The organism is Oligoflexus sp. (genome assembly GCF_035712445.1).
Taxonomy (GTDB): domain Bacteria; phylum Bdellovibrionota_B; class Oligoflexia; order Oligoflexales; family Oligoflexaceae; genus Oligoflexus.
The window spans coordinates 33,002-48,144 of sequence record NZ_DASTAT010000129.1; the positions used below are offsets into that span (position 1 = coordinate 33,002).

Consider the following 15,143-nt stretch of genomic DNA (forward strand, 5'->3'; position numbering starts at 1 on the left):
ACACCGCTATTTGCGAGTGGATCGACGAATCATTGCTGGTATCAAAGGTAGAATAAATAGTAGCAGGAATGAAAATACCTGTCCATTTGCGGACGATCCCATCAGAACACCGCAAACCGACTTCTTCGAACTGCGCGAGGTCGTGCCCGCGACGGTCGGAGTGGTGTTCGCCACGCTGCCGCTTTTTTCCACGCCGCTGACATCGGTGACGGCCGTGGCTCCGGCAGGAGTCGATTGCACGGAATCACAGGTGATGTCGGTCAAAAACGGCGCAAGGCCCCGCTCCACGGCGCGGCTATAGATCAGACTGCATTTGCCGCCCTGGAAGAGGGCCCTGTCAGCCAGCATCATGCCGACGACGAAGTGCTGATAACCGCTATCGTCGACGAGCAGATCGATCGCTTTCAGCACCATGTGCGTGACGTCTTCCAAAGCGATGCCGTCTTTCGCATAAAGATCCCAGAGCATGCCCGAGATGAACTGGCTCTTCTGATGGGCTTCACGCGGCAGATCCGCTCCACCGTATTTCAAAGCGTTTTCGCCGGTGCGGAGACACTTCTTGGGCACATAGCAGATCTTGTTGCCGTAGGCGGTATCAGGACAGATGCTCTCGCCGAGACAGGCATTACCGGTGCGGGCGAAGTTGAAATAATCGGCAAGGCCTTCATGCAGAACAAGCGACTCGCCGGCGATTTCCGTAACAGTATGATAGACCACATGATGACCCAGTTCATGACCCACGACATCGGAATCGGTAGAGAGGTTTTGCAGGATCGTGCCATCCCCATCGCCGACGAAAATCGTATCGAAGGTGGCGCCAGGCTGATAAAGGGCGTTATTCGTATCACCCTGGAATTCAGCATGCACCTGAATGCGGATGGGAACCGTGCCGAAATTTTTGTAGCCCATGGTTTCGAGCCACTCAAGCGCGCGGTTGGCGTTGGTGAAGAGCGAGATCTCTTCGAAGGCATCCGAGGTCGGACCGAAGGCTGTGAAATCCGAATTCGCGCTGGTCGCATAGGTGAAAGGAGAATCCACTTCGGTGACGAAGTAGGCGTTTTCAAGGTATCCCGTTTCTTTCATCGAGCGCAGCGTGAATTCCTGCAGCTCAAGGTCAAGGACGTTGTGGGGATAGATTCGGGCTTTGCCCGTGGCATGGAAATGCTTGGCCTGGAATTTGAAACTGCGCAGATCATCGGCGACCACGGTATAGTTCAGGCGATCGGCCTCGACTTCCCAGACCCAGACCGGATAAAGCTGACCGTTTTCCGCCCAAAGACAGGCTTCGGCGTGATTTTTCGTGAAGTTGGTCGCGATACCGTTCTGAGCGAGCGTATCCGCCACGATATTGCGCACAAGATTGTCCGCGGGCCAGTTGGCGAGATCGTACTGGGCGTTCACGTCAAGCTTGGGCATCCTGCCGAAAACGGCCATATCCCCACCGACGGTCTCATGGGATTTGATCTGGTACTGGCAGAGCGGAATACCATCGACCGAGAAGCGCAGATCCACAGTCTCGATCGCCTTGCCGGCCGCGAGGTTCAGGCCGGAATAACTCTTCTGACGAGTCGTGATGCGAGGATTCAGTCCCCAGTTCTGCAGCATGGCGTCCGTCTTCCCGCGAAGGCTCATGGGCCGCAGGGGGCCTTTCTGCAGAGCGATCCCTCGATCCGCGAAACCGAAGTCAGCCTTCTGGCTTGCGCCGAGGCTATGAATCATCACCCTTTCATCGGCAGCGCCCTGGGCCAGGACCGGGCTTGAAAGGGACAAAATACCAAGGATCGCAAGGACTTCTGTTCTTTTCATAGAGGCTTCCTGCTCTGCATGCCTGACCAGTCAGACACGTCATGTAAGATTCGGAAGCTTGAAGGGAAATCTTTAGAAAAGCGGGCAAAGGCGGGCAAATTATTACGTCAGGGCAGAAGCTTCGCGAAACCGCGAGGCAAGTCTGCGCCGAGCTTTGGGAATTCGTACCAAAAGAAGGCCGGACGACCCGCAGGGGCCATCCGCTACGAAGGATTTAAGTTTGCTTGATGAAGCCATCGCGCAAAGCGCTGATTTTATCTACGGTAAGACGCAGCGCCTGCTGCAGAATTTCCGTTTCCCAGGTATCGCCCTTCGCACAGCTGGTCAGGTCCCGCAGCCATACGGTCATTTCATCGACGAAAGCTTTGCGATCATCTTTCATCGAGTGATCATAGGCGCGATTCAGATACTCCATCCATTCCTTGTCGCCCTTGGGTAAAAGGTTGACGAGGTTATTGAGAAGCACCGTGCCTTCGTTCTCTTCCCAACCGCCTGCGATGCGAAAGGGGTACTGATCCTTGTCGACGTTATGCAGCCAAAGTCGTGAATGGCCACCCAACTCGAGTACTGAAAAATCCTGAGGCGCAGCCCCATGGAAACCATCAGGCCTCTTCCATATCAAATGCATGCTACTCCCCCTTGTCCCTACAACGTGAGGCATCCTAACAAATCAGCTTGGGTATTTCCAAGGGCTGTTTTCACGGCAAATGGCTCAAGGTTGCGCCCCTGAGCTTGCCGCAAGGCCCGCACTCCGGGCCTTATTCCAGTTCATAGCAGATTTCAGGCGGATTTTCCCGAAGGACTGTTGGGGCTTTGGTTGGAATAACGATCGACGAATTTTTGCAAAAGACTGCGCTGCTCCGCGGTAAAGCTTTCAAATTGGACACCCATGCCAGGCGTCAAATTTTTGTCAGGCACCTCGGTCTGCACCCAGATCACGCGGCCCTTGGCTTCCAGGGTTTCCTTGGAATCGGGAAGTGTGAAGGTCAATTCAACCACGCTTCCGTGGCTCAGCGGATTTTTGGTTTCGATAAAGACTCCACCGGCCCCGAGGTCACGGCAGAAGTCGAAGAGATAGTGGCCATTCGCCCGGTAATCCACCAGCAATTGCACCGGCACGCGATGATGGATGCGGCCATCCTTCGGTGATGACTCATCGCCTTTTGACTGCTTGGGTGCGGGTGGTGTCGCGGTCTTTTTCCCATTCTTGGTTTTGTTCGGCATAGTTGTCACCTCATGGTACGGCGTTCTTGAGACATTTTATGGTTTCTGGGAAGCCTGGATCAACTGCTTTACATAAACAGTATGCTCCTCCATGGTCTTGGAAAAGCGGTGCTGTCTGGTCCCATCTGTACCGAGGACGTAGAAGCGATAACCCAGGCGAGTCGGATTCAGCACGGCTCGCAGCGAAGTCATCGAAATGGCACCGATGGGCCCCGGTGGCAGTCCTTTATGAATACGCGTGTTGTAGAGATTCTTGCCATCTTTGAGATGCACGGTTTTAATGTCGCCCTGATAGTCAACGATGCCATAGATCAGAGCTGCGTCAATACCCAAGGGTTCACCATCCTTGAGGCGATTCCAGATCACCTCAGAGACCATCTCGCGCTCCTCATCGAGCTGCGTTTCGCGTTCTATGAGTGAAGCAAAGATGACCCCCTGATGCAGACTGAGCTTCCGCGCGGCCAGCTCATCTTCGATCCCAGGCGGCAATTGGACGAAGAAGGTATCGAGCATTTTTTCAAAAGCCTGACGGGGCGTCGGCATTTTTACGAAGCTATAGGTGGCAGGGAAAAGATACCCCTCCACGTTTTCAGCCTTGATGTTGTATTTGCGCAAAAGTTCCGGATCCTTGGCGAGCGCTCCCAGTTCCGTTTTCGTTCCCACTTTATGGGCGACCAGGCGATCTATGATCTGCTTGAGCGTGAAGCCCTCGGGCACCACATACTGCAGCTCCAGGGGCTGCCAGGTTTTGCCGGACTCGATGGTCGCGACGATCTGTTTCGGGGAAACGGATCCTTCAAAGCGATATTGACCGGCCTGAAAACGACCATAGTCGCGATAGAATTTAATCCAATAGCGAAAGCGAGGCGCGTGATCGATCAGCTGCTCCTGTTCGAGCGTGCGCGCAAATTCAGACAGGCGCGTCCCGCGGTCCAGTTTGATCACAACGGGCTGCTCAAGTTCACGCGCAGCTTCGGACCAGGCCGGCAAGGACTGATAAAACCAGAAAGCTCCAGCAGCGAAACCAAGGCCAAGACCGAATAGAAGAAGAAGAAAGCGTTTCACGTTGCAGGTCTCTTTTTAGGGATGACTATTTCATCAGTATAGCACGTTGCTCCAGGCCTGTTCTTGCCTGGTTGCAAGGCCCCATCCTCGCATAGTGAGGAAGCATCAAGAAAGCCTTGATTCTTTCCTATTCCTACCTATAATGGCGCATTCGAACACACAGGCCGCTCGCCGCCCTCGATTCCGGAGTTGTAACAATTGAATATTATTGATGTATTGGATCTCGCCCAGGATGCATTCCCGGCTCAGCTGCGAATGATGGAGCAGCTCTGTCGGCGGATTCGCTATGGATTTAACAATCGCGGGCTCCTTCTGGAATCGATGACTCATAGTTCAGCGGCGCGCTTTGTTCAGAAAAAATACCAAAAAGCGGTCCCCATGCCCTGGAATGAGCGCCTGGAATTTCTCGGCGACTCCGTGCTGAGCCTCGTATTAAGCGCGGCTCTCCTGCAACGGCCTGAGGGTTTTCCCGAGGGTCAGCTGTCCAAGATTCGCGCCTCGTTGGTCAACGAAAGCACCCTGGCCCGCATCAGTCGCAATCTGCAGATCGGGTCCTGCCTTCTTCTGGCCCCCGGCGAGGAAAGGGCCGGCGGCCGCGATAAGGATTCAGTCCTGGCCGATGCTCTGGAAGCTTTCTTCGGCGCGATTTATCTGGATTCGGGCTTTGATGCGGTGAGTCGCGTCATTTTGGATTTATACAGAGAAATACTGACGTCTTCCCTGACAGATTTGACGCAGCAGGATTATAAATCCCGCCTTCAGGAGCTGACTCAGGGTGCTTTCAAGGAAGCACCCGTGTATAAGGTCATCAAACGCGAAGGTCCGGATCATCAGCTGGATTTCGCAGTGGAAGTTTTATTTCGCGGCAAGAGCCTGGGCATGGGACACGGCCCCTCCAAAAAATCCGCCTCGCAGGAAGCGGCCCGGGCAGCCTTACAGAAATGGACAGAGTTGAAACAATCAGGTTTAGAGGGTATCTCCTGGTCCAATGAACCAGCGAATGTCTGAAGCCCAAGGCTTATTCACCCACCAAAGGCTCAGGAAATGCCCTTCGCCTACACGGAGAGGTTTGCATCATGATCGCAGGAATCGTCGCCATCGTCGGCCGGCCCAATGTTGGGAAGTCGACCCTTTTCAATAAACTCACGCGCAGCACCACGGCTATCGTCGATGACCGTCCCGGTGTCACGCGCGATCGCATCTACGGTGCCGTCACCACCGATGAAGACCTGGGCCATGGTTATATCCTGGTCGATACCGGCGGTTTCGAAACCGATGATCTTTACTACCAGCCCTTTGCCCGCAATATCGTTTGGGAGCAGACTGAGCAGGCGATTCGCGATGCCGACCTTGTGATGATGGTCTTCGACGCGAAGACGGGCCTGCATCCGCATGATCGCGAGCTCGTGCAGTTTTTGAAGCAGCTCGGCAAGCGCGTGGAATACGTCGTGAACAAGATCGATGGCCAGGAGCAACAAAGTTTGTCTCTGGAATTCCATGAGCTTGGACTCGGAGACTTGCACATTATCAGTGCTGCGCATAGCCGCGGCATCTGGGAGCTTTCTGAAACAGTCCAGGAGCATCTGAACGAGGCTGGTGGTCTTAAGACCATGAAGCTGAAAGACAATGATGCCGTTAAAATCGCTTTGATTGGCCGTCCTAATGCCGGCAAGTCTTCGATCCTGAACCGCATGTGCGGCGAAGAACGCGTGCTGGTGAGCGAAGTCGCGGGCACGACGCGCGATACGATCGATACGCCGCTCGTCTATAACAAGCGCAACTATATCCTGCTCGATACCGCCGGTATTCGGAAGAAGAAAAAGATCTTCGATAAGCTGGAAGGTCTGAGCGTTCTGCGCAGTCTTCGCGCCATGGAAGATGCGGATGTCGTCGTCCTGGTAATCGATGCCCTGGAAGGACTTTCTGATCAGGACTGTAAGCTGGCTCAGCTGGCCGCAGCGAAATTCAAGCCGATTCTGATCGTCGTCAACAAATGGGATCTGGTGCCTGAAAAGGAAACCAACACCGCCCGCAACTATGAAGTCAATATCCGCAACAAGCTGCAGGACATGCCCTTTGTTCCTGTGCTCTTCGCTTCGTGCCTTGAGAATCAGCGCATTCACAAGATCATGGCGAAGGTCGAGGAACTGGTCGAGGCCTATTCCAAGCGCGTGCCGACCTCGCGGATCAACGACTGCATGCAGCGTGCCGTGCAGGAGCACACCCCTGCCCTTCTGAGAAAATACAATAAGCGCGTGAAGTTCTATTTCGCGACGCAGGTTGCGATCAACCCGCCGACCATCGTCGTGAAGTGCAACGTGGCGGATGAGATTCAGGAGTCCTATAAGCGTTATATGGTCAAACGCTTCCGGACCGAACTGGAATACGGGGATGTCCCTCTGCGGGTCTTCTTCCGTGACAAGGCCGACGAGAAAGAGTTCGCGGCCCAGCATTGATTCCTTGCTTCGCCGTCTCTTGAGATAACGCTCAAGGGTCGGCGCAGGACGTCTGATCCTTCATAATCAAAGGCTTCAGACGTTCCTCCTGCTTCAGCCAGTACGCCACCACCTCGGCCGTAAGGCCATGCTCTTCCATTGTTTCCTGCAGAATACGCTGACGCCTGCGAAAGTGCGGCGGTCGAATGATCATGGGATCATGAATGACTTCCAGCGGTTTGCCGCGATAGCGCTGCGGTCCGCCGAGCATGCTGCGCACAAAATCGACCTGCATCGCGATCAGGTGCTCATGGTCCAAATTCATGAAGAAATGCGCGAGCATCGGATCCTGAAAGACCCTGTCGTAAAAGGTCCGCACGATCCTGCCGAGCCGTTCTTCACCGATATCTTCATAGACGCTCATGGGTCACTCCCACCCGCGAAACGCGCGGGTGAAGCGATCCTAGCTGATGGGAAACGAAGGGGAAAGACGCCTTTTTTTCAGGGCGTACGGCGGGCGACGTTGCCCTTTTCAACGGCGATGGAGCCGGTTTCGAGCAGAAGGACGGGGCTGCCGCGCTTGTTATTGAACTGCTGGCGGCTCTGGGCTTCCAGGGTGAAGAGTTTGTCGCTTCCCAGAAGGCGGCCCTGAATGGAGTGGGTGCCGATGAACTCTTCGAGTTCCTGCTCCTGGCCATAGCGCTTATAGACTTTGATTTCCACCTGCCAATTGCGGGTTTCCTTTTCCCATTTCATCGGAACTGTCTCGATGTGCCAATCCGCTAAATAGAAATGATTGCTCCGATTGATGGTGGCGCGCAGCGTATAGGGCACGGGGGCCATCGCCTTGTGCTCCATGCGCCGCGTGCCCTGCGCGTTCTGCACGACGATGGGCTCAAAGCGGGTCAAGCGCAGCGGGATGCGAACGCGCGCCACATCCTTCGGTTCAGTCACGGTCGTAAGAGAGCTTTCGCCTGTTTGAATCGTGCTGAGGTTGCCCATTTCAGCAGCGAACAGACTCCGTGTGGCCAGGAGAATTGCGCTCAGACCGAGCGCGCGCACGAACTGTCCCATAGCACCGCCTTTTTCATTGTCTTCAATCAGGAATATGATAACGTGAAGGTAGTATCCCCTTACCATAATACACTATCTGGGAATCATGCAAAAAGTCCCGTTCAGCGTCAGCTGGTTCATTCCTATTTTCTGGACCACACTCAGTCTGAGTGCTGCCCACGGTTTTTTGCAATGGAATAAAACCCGAACTACCCTCGCAGAATTCCAGCATTGGATCGAACGCTTCGAAAAGGATTACCATCGCCTTCCCCTGCAGCTGGCGGAAGTTCGCGCCCTTGCGGAAGCCCATAATCAGCGCCTGGCGCCCTATGATAACTATGGGATGCGCCTTCAGTATCTGCCGCTCACGGAAACGGATTACCTGATCAAATCCTTCGGCCGTGACGAGCAGGAGAACCGGCCCCAGACCAGCGTCGATCCCACGATCAGCACGATTTCCAAGAAAGCGGAGACCTTCATTCAAGCCGAAGGCCTGCAGGAGAGCATTCCCCAGTTTTATCAGCCGGCGTTTTTGGAAGGCACCCAGTCCCCCGAGACGGGTTTGATCGCGAGCGTTGTGATTCAACCGCAGTTTCATCTGCGCCAGCTCCTGATCCGCAGTCCGAAAAACGCGGATTTTTATATGGTGGCCTTCCACGATATGGTCGAGGAATTCCTGTGGCTGCCGAGCGGCATGGAAGTCGTCTTCACCGCTTTTGGATCGCAGCGCTATGAGGATGGTATTTTTTATTGGAATCTGAAGGATAACAGCATTCACAACATGCTGCCCGATATCAAAAAACAATTCTGGAAGGATCTGCCGGAAGACTGGCTGTTCTATGGCTCGCTGTCGCATATCAGCCATGATCCTGGTCTGATTTATCTTCTGCTGGCGCCCGCGGGTTCGGAGGAGCTGAATCCGAAGGAGTTTTATTCGTTTAAGAACCTTCTGGCTATTCCCATCAATGAAGGCCTGGCCGGCAAGGTGGAAGCGCAGCGGATCCAAACCGATCTCGCGTTTACGGCTTTTGACTACGACCTGACTCAGGATCGGCTTTTGAAAACAGCCGAGATGGCTTCTCCTGTTCAACAGGAATGGCTGGCGCTGAGCCTGGAAGGGGATACGGAGGAGCTGATCAGCAGCTGGCAGGATTTCATTTCGAACCATCCTACGAGTCCCATGTGCGTCTATGGACTCTGGTGGCTGTCGTCAGTTTACAACGATGCGTTTCAGAGTCTCTCGACCCGGGGGTCAGGTGAAGCCCAGGTGATTCGAGGCTTCGGGATTGAGATGACGGAAGCGCTGATTGGAGTGCCCACCGCGCCCCGGTATCTGAGGGCCATGGGAAGGTTTTTGAAGAAGCATCTCATGCAATCCCGGCCCGCCGATTATAATGTGACGACACTGCCTGATGAGCGTTGAGAAAAAGCGCCTTCTCCTTTCCGCAAGTGCGGACTACAATGTGACTTCTTAACTGGAGTCACGCTGAAGCTTTCGCTGCATTGCGAGGAGACCAAACTTGACAGCTCTAGACGCCCATATTTACGCAGTAATCCTGGCTGGTGGAAGTGGCACACGATTTTGGCCAAAATCCCGGCATTTGGAACCAAAACAGTTGTGTCGCATTGGCTCAAATGACGCCACAATGCTTGTCCAAACTCTCGAACGTCTGGACCATTTGATACCACCGGAAAGACGACTGATCGTAACGCATCAGGATCAAATGGAAACAACGCGCCGCCAGGCCGAAGGACGTTGCGCGCACTTTCTTGCTGAACCAGCCGCGAAAAATACAGCCCATGCACTCGCTCTCGCTGCCCTTGAAATTTCACGCATGGCTCCTGCGGAAGGCCCTCGCCCCATCATGATTTCTGTCCATGCGGACGCTTTGATTAAAAATCACGAAGCCTTTACGCAGGCTGTGAATCGCATGATACAGACCGCGACTGCGGAAAAACTTACTCTGCTTGGCATCACTCCTGAGTATCCCGAGACGGGTTACGGTTACATCGAGAAGGGCCAGGGACTGCGACCCGAGGCTCCTGTGTATCAGGTCAACAGCTTCCGTGAAAAACCGGACCGGGCCACAGCTGAATCCTATATCAAAACAGGACGCTTTCTTTGGAACTCAGGAATTTTCGCCTGGCGTATTGATACCATTCTTGATGAGCTTGAAAGCTTTCTGCCGCAATCACTTCATTCGCTGCGTCAACTTCTTGAGGGGTATGGCGTTGGGAGTTTCAATGAAGTCCCTCGCAATGAACTTGCAAGAACCTATAATGAACTCCCCAGCATAGCCATCGACAACGGCGTTCTTGAAAAAAGCCAGCGCGTGGCTGTCGTGGAAGCGGATATCGGTTGGAAGGATGTCGGCAGCTGGGATGCCCTGGATCAATGCTTCCCCACCGACGAGAAGGGCAATCTCTTCTATGGTGACGTCATTGCCATAGATAGCGAAGGCATCACCGTCGACAGCGATACCAAAATCGTCGCCTGTATTGGCGTCAAGGATCTGGTCGTCGTGGTTTCCAAGGGTGCTGTGCTGGTCTGCCCGAAAAGTCGGGCTCAGGATGTGAAGAAGATCGTGGAAGAATTGAAAGCCCGCGGTCGGAACGATCTTGTTTGAAGACATAAGAAAAGGGGCTTTCAAGCCCCTTCTTTTTTACATCACTTTATAGCTGTAAAGAACCTTGAGCCCGGTTGCGAAGTAGATCTCATCATCCACGACGATCGGCTGCCGCGTAAGCACGCCCTGCAGATCATCGTGCCATAGGATCTGACCATTGGCACCCGAAACCGCAGTGATGCGGCCCTGGCTTCCGCCGACGAAAATGGCCTTTTCCCCGATCGTAATCGTCTTGATGGAAGCTCCGAGGTTGACCTTCCAAAGCTGGCGGCCTGTGCTGGCCTGCAGGGCGATCAGATCCCCATTGATACAGCCGACGACATAGGTGCCATCGCGATAAGCGGAGGCCGTAACGCTTGGAAACGTTTCCTTCCACAGCACATCATTCGGCTTATTGAGTATATCCACTGCGAAGACCAGTCCATCGCTCCGAGCTGCATAGATCTGATGATTGCCCATTCCGATCTCGCCCACGACATCCTTGAAGCGGAAGTCCTCGCGGCTTGGATCCAGTTTCCAGTTTTCCTTGCCTGAGTTCAAACTCACCGAGCGCACATCGCCTTCGGTGGTGCCGAAGATCACTTCCGATCCCGCAACCACGGGGCCAGCCCCGGCACGCAGAAGAAGGTTCGCGGTGGTGCCCGTATCATAGACCCAAAGATGCTGACCCGTTTGGAAGTCGATCGCATAGAGTTTCTGATCCGTGCTATAGGCAAGGAGCACGTTTCCAGACAGAGTCGTCTTCGCAGTCACAAAGCGGCTCAGGCGGGTTTCCCACAGCTGCTTGCCGGTTTGTGTTTCCACCTTCAAAAGACGGCCATCGCGCAAAGGAATAATCGCCCAGCTGCCGTAGACATCCGCGGGAGCCGTCATGCTCTCGGGAATCTTGAGCCACCAGACGAAGGACTTCGATTTCAGATTGTAGGCGCTGACCCACTCGGGATCGACCGATCCAATCAGAACATCGGTGGCCATGGTCCAGCCGGATTCATCGATCGCGCCTATCGGTTTCTGGGCGTCGAGTTCGGGGGCCATTTTTATCATGCCGGTACGGAACGGACGACAGTTCGTAAAGGTCGGCGTGTTCACGTCCAAACAGGGCTGGGCTTCCGTGGAAACCGAAGCTTGAGGCGCAGGCGCCGCTGGTGCAGTCCCGGCTTTAACGTCCGGAGCTTTCGCAGAAGGCGTCGCGACGGGAACCGAAGGCCCGGCTTCCACTGCAGCACCCGCAACGGGAGCCGTGGATGCCGGTTGATCGCCTGTAACAGCCTCAGGCACGGCCGCGGCCGTAGCTTGAGGAGCGTTAGCGTCAGGAGCTGCCGCTGGGGTATCTGCTGCGGTATGGGTGCAAGCCGGCAAGGCGAGCGTTAAAATCCAGGGAGCAAGACGAAGGCTTTTCATGAAACGACCTTTGTTATTCCGGGAGCAAAGCCACAAGGCTGCGGGCGCGATCGGCTTCCGGACTGTTTTCATACTTGGTCAAAACCTCGGTCGCAGTCGTCCGGGTATTCGCATAATCTTTTTTCAGATATTGAATCTGAGCTTTGGTCAGAAGCGCGCGAGGCTTGAGATCATCGCCCACGGTTTTGATCAGCAGATCTGCGCTTTCAAGTGCCTTATCCAGCTCACCGCGATCGGTTTGGATGGACACCAGCATCATCAGAGCCTGTGTTTCCAGTATAGGATGCGACTTGGCGTTCTTCGTCAACTCTTCCAAAACCTTTTGCGCGTCTTCCAGCTTGTTCTGCTCGGCGGCAAAGGCCGCATAACGAAGGCCAGCCACCCAGCCTTCGGCCGAGGTCTTATGCTCTTCGAAATATTTTTTGTACTGTTCCGACGACGCCGCATGATCGGGTTTCAGAGCCGTGATCTTCTGATCAAGGGCTTTGATTTCAGGAGTGTCTTCCACGGGCTTGGCGTCTTTGGCATCAGCCGCCGGTTTCGGTTGGGCGGCTTTCAAAGTATCACGCTGTTTTTCCAGCGCTTCGCGCTGCTTGTTGTAATTTTTCAATTCGTCTTCATAGACGGCGTCGATCTTCGAAAGTTCGGCGCGACGACCGTCGGCCTTATGCGCGATGAAATAACGAATGCCATATCCAGCAGCCAGCGCGGCCAGCAGCAAAGCGATGACGGCAAAAAGCGGTTTGGGATTTTGGGCAATACCGGCCAGAAAATCACCAACTTTGACCTGGAAGGCATCAGGTCCCTTGATATTCAACTCTTTCGACTTTTCGCTGGACATACATTCCTCTTTATTTCGGCCAAATTAACGCATAAAAGCGCTAGTTTGCAAAAATGTGATAGTATAGATCTTAAAGTTCTTTGCCTAGCACAATCCACCTGGAATTGTCCTGCTGTTACAGGCCCTGGGAGCCTTGTGCCAGGGTCTTTCGCGTCATTCATCCGAGGAGCGAGGGGATTATGGGAGCATCCGGTCTGGGCGCGCTTCTTGTCAAAGAGGGTTTTCTCACCGAACAGGACCGCGTCACGATAACCAAGACCTGTGGTCAGGGGAGCTGGGCGTTTGCCAAGTGCATCCTCTCGACTGGGCTTCTCGATGAAGATGAACTCTCGGCGTTCTTTGCGGAACGCACGAAGTATGTGGTCGCACCTAAAAACCTGCTGGATCGCCTCGATCCCGGCATTGTGGAGCAGGTGGACCGACGCATGGTGTCACGCCTCGAAGTCCTGCCACTTGAAGTCGATCATCATCGCATCACTGTGGCTGTTGCCGATCCTTTGGATAAGAGCACCTTGAAGCAGCTGGAATTTTTCACAGGGCTCGAAGTGGTCCCGGTGATTGCGCCCCTGTCCCAGATTCATGAAGGCCTGAGCCGACTCAATCCCGAGTTCAAGCCCCGGCCGACGGCCTTGTCGAACTTTCTGCGGAATCATGCGGGCGCGGCCTGGATCAAGCAGAAGATTGTCGACGAAGGCGATGTGGAAATTCCGGAAGCGCGCGGCGGGGCCTTGGAACGCTATAGCGAAGAGCAGGTGGAAGAGGTTTCGCTCGATGATGAAATGGATGCCATGGATGACAATTCCGATCTGAACGGCATTGATGCCAGCGGTTTGGATGAAGGCGTCGGCAACAGCGACTTCGATGATATCGATCTGGAAGATTCAGGCGGTGACCTGGAGCTGGCACCCGGGGAAGGCCACGATCTTGATGCGGACTCCATTGATGATGCCGGGTTGGATGTCGACGATCCCTTCGATAACTTCGATGACGCGCCGAAGAAAAAGGGGAGCGTTTCCGCTCCTTCCGACGATGAGTTGGAGGGTCTGGAAGCTGGGAGCGACATCGGCGATGACCTGTGGCCAGATGCCGATGATGTCCCTGCGAAACCTGCTCCTCCTGCAAAGGCGAAGGCCAAGGCTTCCGATCTGCCGGATGATTTCGGGCTGGATGATGAGCCGGTCAAGCCTAAGAAAGCTGCGAAAAGCGACGAGCTGGACGACTTCGGACTTGATGAGGAAGCGTCCGCGAGCGGTGACGCGTCGGATGATTTCGGGCTGGAAGATGAGCCGGTCAAGCCTGCGAAGAAAACGGCCAGGACTGAAGCCATGGACGAGTTTGGGCTGGATGATGAATCAGCGGCAGCCGATGAGGAAGCCATGGACGATTTTGGTTTGGACGATGAATCCGCAGCAGGCGGCTTGTCCGATGAACCGGGATGGGATGACGAGCCGAAAGCCCCGACGAAGAAGGCTGCCAAAGCCGAGGCCATGGATGAATTTTCTGATGATGATGATGAGCTGAGCGCCTCTGATGAGGAATCACCCGCTGCGGCCGTTGTCTTTGAAACGAGCGGCGACGATGATTCGGGAGACGACCTGCTCGGTGACACGCCTGACCTCAGTCTGGATGCCGACGCGGAATCGGAAAAACTGGACGAGGACTCCAGTCTTGATGATTTGAGTTTCGGTGATGATGCCTCTGCGCTTTTGGATGAACCCGAGCCTCCTGTGGCGGCCAAGCCTTCCGGCCCGAGACTCAAGCCTCCCGTCGAGTCCACTCGCATGGCCCAAAAACCCGATATGACGCCAAGCCTGGGCGACGAGCCCGAGGACCTGACCGGACTTGAATTCGCGGATGATGATGAGGAAACCAGCGTCCATCTCCGGAAGGCCGTGCACGAAGAAGGTTCGGAGCCTGAATTCCGGGATCCCAACTTCGATGATGAACCGGAAGATACGCGCATTGATCTTCATGCAGCGGTCGATGAAGACCTTGAGTTCAGCGCCGACACGGCGGAAGATACGAACATTCATCTGAATCCCGCGGCTGACAAGGAAAAACCGAAAAAATCTCCAGCTGCGAAAATAAGTGACCCCCTTGAGGACTTGGCCATGGGCTTCAGCGATGATGAGTCCATTGACGAGCAGGGTCCTGCGATAGATGATTTTGCCTCGGACGGGGCCTTGGATGACATTCCGATCGAAGCGCCCACGCCGTCTGCGCGTGCGGGGGGCCGCCTTGTTCCAGCTGACGACAACGGCAGTCTCGCCTCTCTGACGGCAACTGCGAAAGCCAACGAAGCGCTTTTGAGAATGAGCCTGTGCTTTGATCGCGATACGGCCCTTGAAATCGCGCGCGAGTATCTGCCGCAGATCAGCGGAACGGGATGCCTCGTCAACATTGGAAAGACCACCGAGGCCCTGGCCACATGGCGAAGCGGAGCGCAGTCAGCGGCCCAGGGAAAAAGCGCTGTCTATCAACGTCTGGCCAAGGCCGCGAAACCGAATCAGTGGTCGGAGATTCCTGTGAGCGCGCAGGATGATTTTGGACCTGTGAAAGCGATCAGTGTTTACAAGATTCAGGGAGCGGATGGACGCATTCTGCTTTTAGCAGGGGATTATCCGAAGGAGGATGATTCTTTGCGGGAAGTTCTGACGAGTCTGGCGGTCCAACTGGGAGCGAAGTAAGGAC

The 15,143-nt window shown here is 54.7% G+C and carries 13 protein-coding genes; 5 read left to right on the forward strand and 8 right to left on the reverse strand.

The annotated features are described in order from the left end of the window. Positions 1 to 6: 6 nt before the first annotated feature. From VFO10_RS27235 to mltG, 4 genes are all read right to left on the reverse strand, one after another. On the reverse strand, positions 7 to 1,806 hold the full coding sequence (locus VFO10_RS27235) for a hypothetical protein (RefSeq protein ID WP_325145173.1): 1,800 nt from the start codon (positions 1,804 to 1,806) through the stop codon (positions 7 to 9). 214 nt (positions 1,807 to 2,020) lie between these two features. Beyond that, positions 2,021 to 2,434: a hypothetical protein gene (locus VFO10_RS27240; RefSeq protein WP_325145174.1), complete on the reverse strand. Its 414-nt coding sequence runs from the start codon at positions 2,432 to 2,434 to the stop codon at positions 2,021 to 2,023. A gap of 152 nt (positions 2,435 to 2,586) precedes the next feature. Beyond that, positions 2,587 to 3,030, reverse strand: coding sequence for a TIGR02266 family protein (locus VFO10_RS27245; protein WP_325145175.1), 444 nt, complete (start codon positions 3,028 to 3,030; stop codon positions 2,587 to 2,589). A 36-nt stretch (positions 3,031 to 3,066) separates the two neighbouring features. After that, positions 3,067 to 4,095, reverse strand: coding sequence for an endolytic transglycosylase MltG (gene mltG / locus VFO10_RS27250; RefSeq protein ID WP_325145176.1), 1,029 nt, complete (start codon positions 4,093 to 4,095; stop codon positions 3,067 to 3,069). Positions 4,096 to 4,293: 198 nt separating this feature from the next. On the opposite strand from mltG, the gene rnc reads away from it, so the two are divergent. Both rnc and der read left to right on the forward strand, forming a co-directional pair. Continuing rightward, complete coding sequence (rnc, locus tag VFO10_RS27255; protein ID WP_325145177.1) at positions 4,294 to 5,103, forward strand: ribonuclease III; 810 nt, start codon at positions 4,294 to 4,296, stop codon at positions 5,101 to 5,103. 68 nt (positions 5,104 to 5,171) lie between these two features. Continuing rightward, positions 5,172 to 6,551 carry a ribosome biogenesis GTPase Der gene (gene der / locus VFO10_RS27260; protein ID WP_325145178.1) on the forward strand — a complete coding sequence of 460 codons (1,380 nt, stop codon included), beginning with the start codon at positions 5,172 to 5,174 and terminating at the stop codon, positions 6,549 to 6,551. Between the two features lie 31 nt (positions 6,552 to 6,582). On the opposite strand, the gene VFO10_RS27265 is transcribed toward der, so the two are convergent. Both VFO10_RS27265 and VFO10_RS27270 read right to left on the reverse strand, forming a co-directional pair. Further along, positions 6,583 to 6,954, reverse strand: coding sequence for a group 1 truncated hemoglobin (locus VFO10_RS27265; RefSeq protein WP_325145179.1), 372 nt, complete (start codon positions 6,952 to 6,954; stop codon positions 6,583 to 6,585). A gap of 77 nt (positions 6,955 to 7,031) precedes the next feature. Then, positions 7,032 to 7,604: a hypothetical protein gene (locus VFO10_RS27270; RefSeq protein WP_325145180.1), complete on the reverse strand. Its 573-nt coding sequence runs from the start codon at positions 7,602 to 7,604 to the stop codon at positions 7,032 to 7,034. An 85-nt stretch (positions 7,605 to 7,689) separates the two neighbouring features. Between VFO10_RS27270 and VFO10_RS27275 the strand changes: the two genes are divergently transcribed. Both VFO10_RS27275 and VFO10_RS27280 read left to right on the forward strand, forming a co-directional pair. Beyond that, the gene (locus tag VFO10_RS27275; RefSeq protein WP_325145181.1) at positions 7,690 to 9,006 is read left to right on the forward strand and encodes a hypothetical protein; all 1,317 of its coding nucleotides are present in this window, start codon (positions 7,690 to 7,692) and stop codon (positions 9,004 to 9,006) included. A 97-nt stretch (positions 9,007 to 9,103) separates the two neighbouring features. After that, positions 9,104 to 10,210 (forward strand): mannose-1-phosphate guanylyltransferase, encoded by a 1,107-nt coding sequence (locus tag VFO10_RS27280; protein ID WP_325145182.1) that lies wholly within the window; start codon positions 9,104 to 9,106, stop codon positions 10,208 to 10,210. 36 nt (positions 10,211 to 10,246) lie between these two features. Here the strand turns inward: VFO10_RS27280 and VFO10_RS27285 are convergent, their stop codons facing one another. After that, a complete protein-coding gene (locus tag VFO10_RS27285) occupies positions 10,247 to 11,611 on the reverse strand; it encodes a PQQ-binding-like beta-propeller repeat protein (protein WP_325145183.1) in 1,365 nt (454 codons plus the stop codon). 13 nt (positions 11,612 to 11,624) lie between these two features. Beyond that, positions 11,625 to 12,452, reverse strand: coding sequence for a hypothetical protein (locus VFO10_RS27290; protein ID WP_325145184.1), 828 nt, complete (start codon positions 12,450 to 12,452; stop codon positions 11,625 to 11,627). Positions 12,453 to 12,631: 179 nt separating this feature from the next. Between VFO10_RS27290 and VFO10_RS27295 the strand changes: the two genes are divergently transcribed. Further along, entirely contained in the window at positions 12,632 to 15,139 is a 2,508-nt protein-coding gene (locus VFO10_RS27295) for a hypothetical protein (protein WP_325145185.1), read from the forward strand. Positions 15,140 to 15,143: the final 4 nt, after the last annotated feature.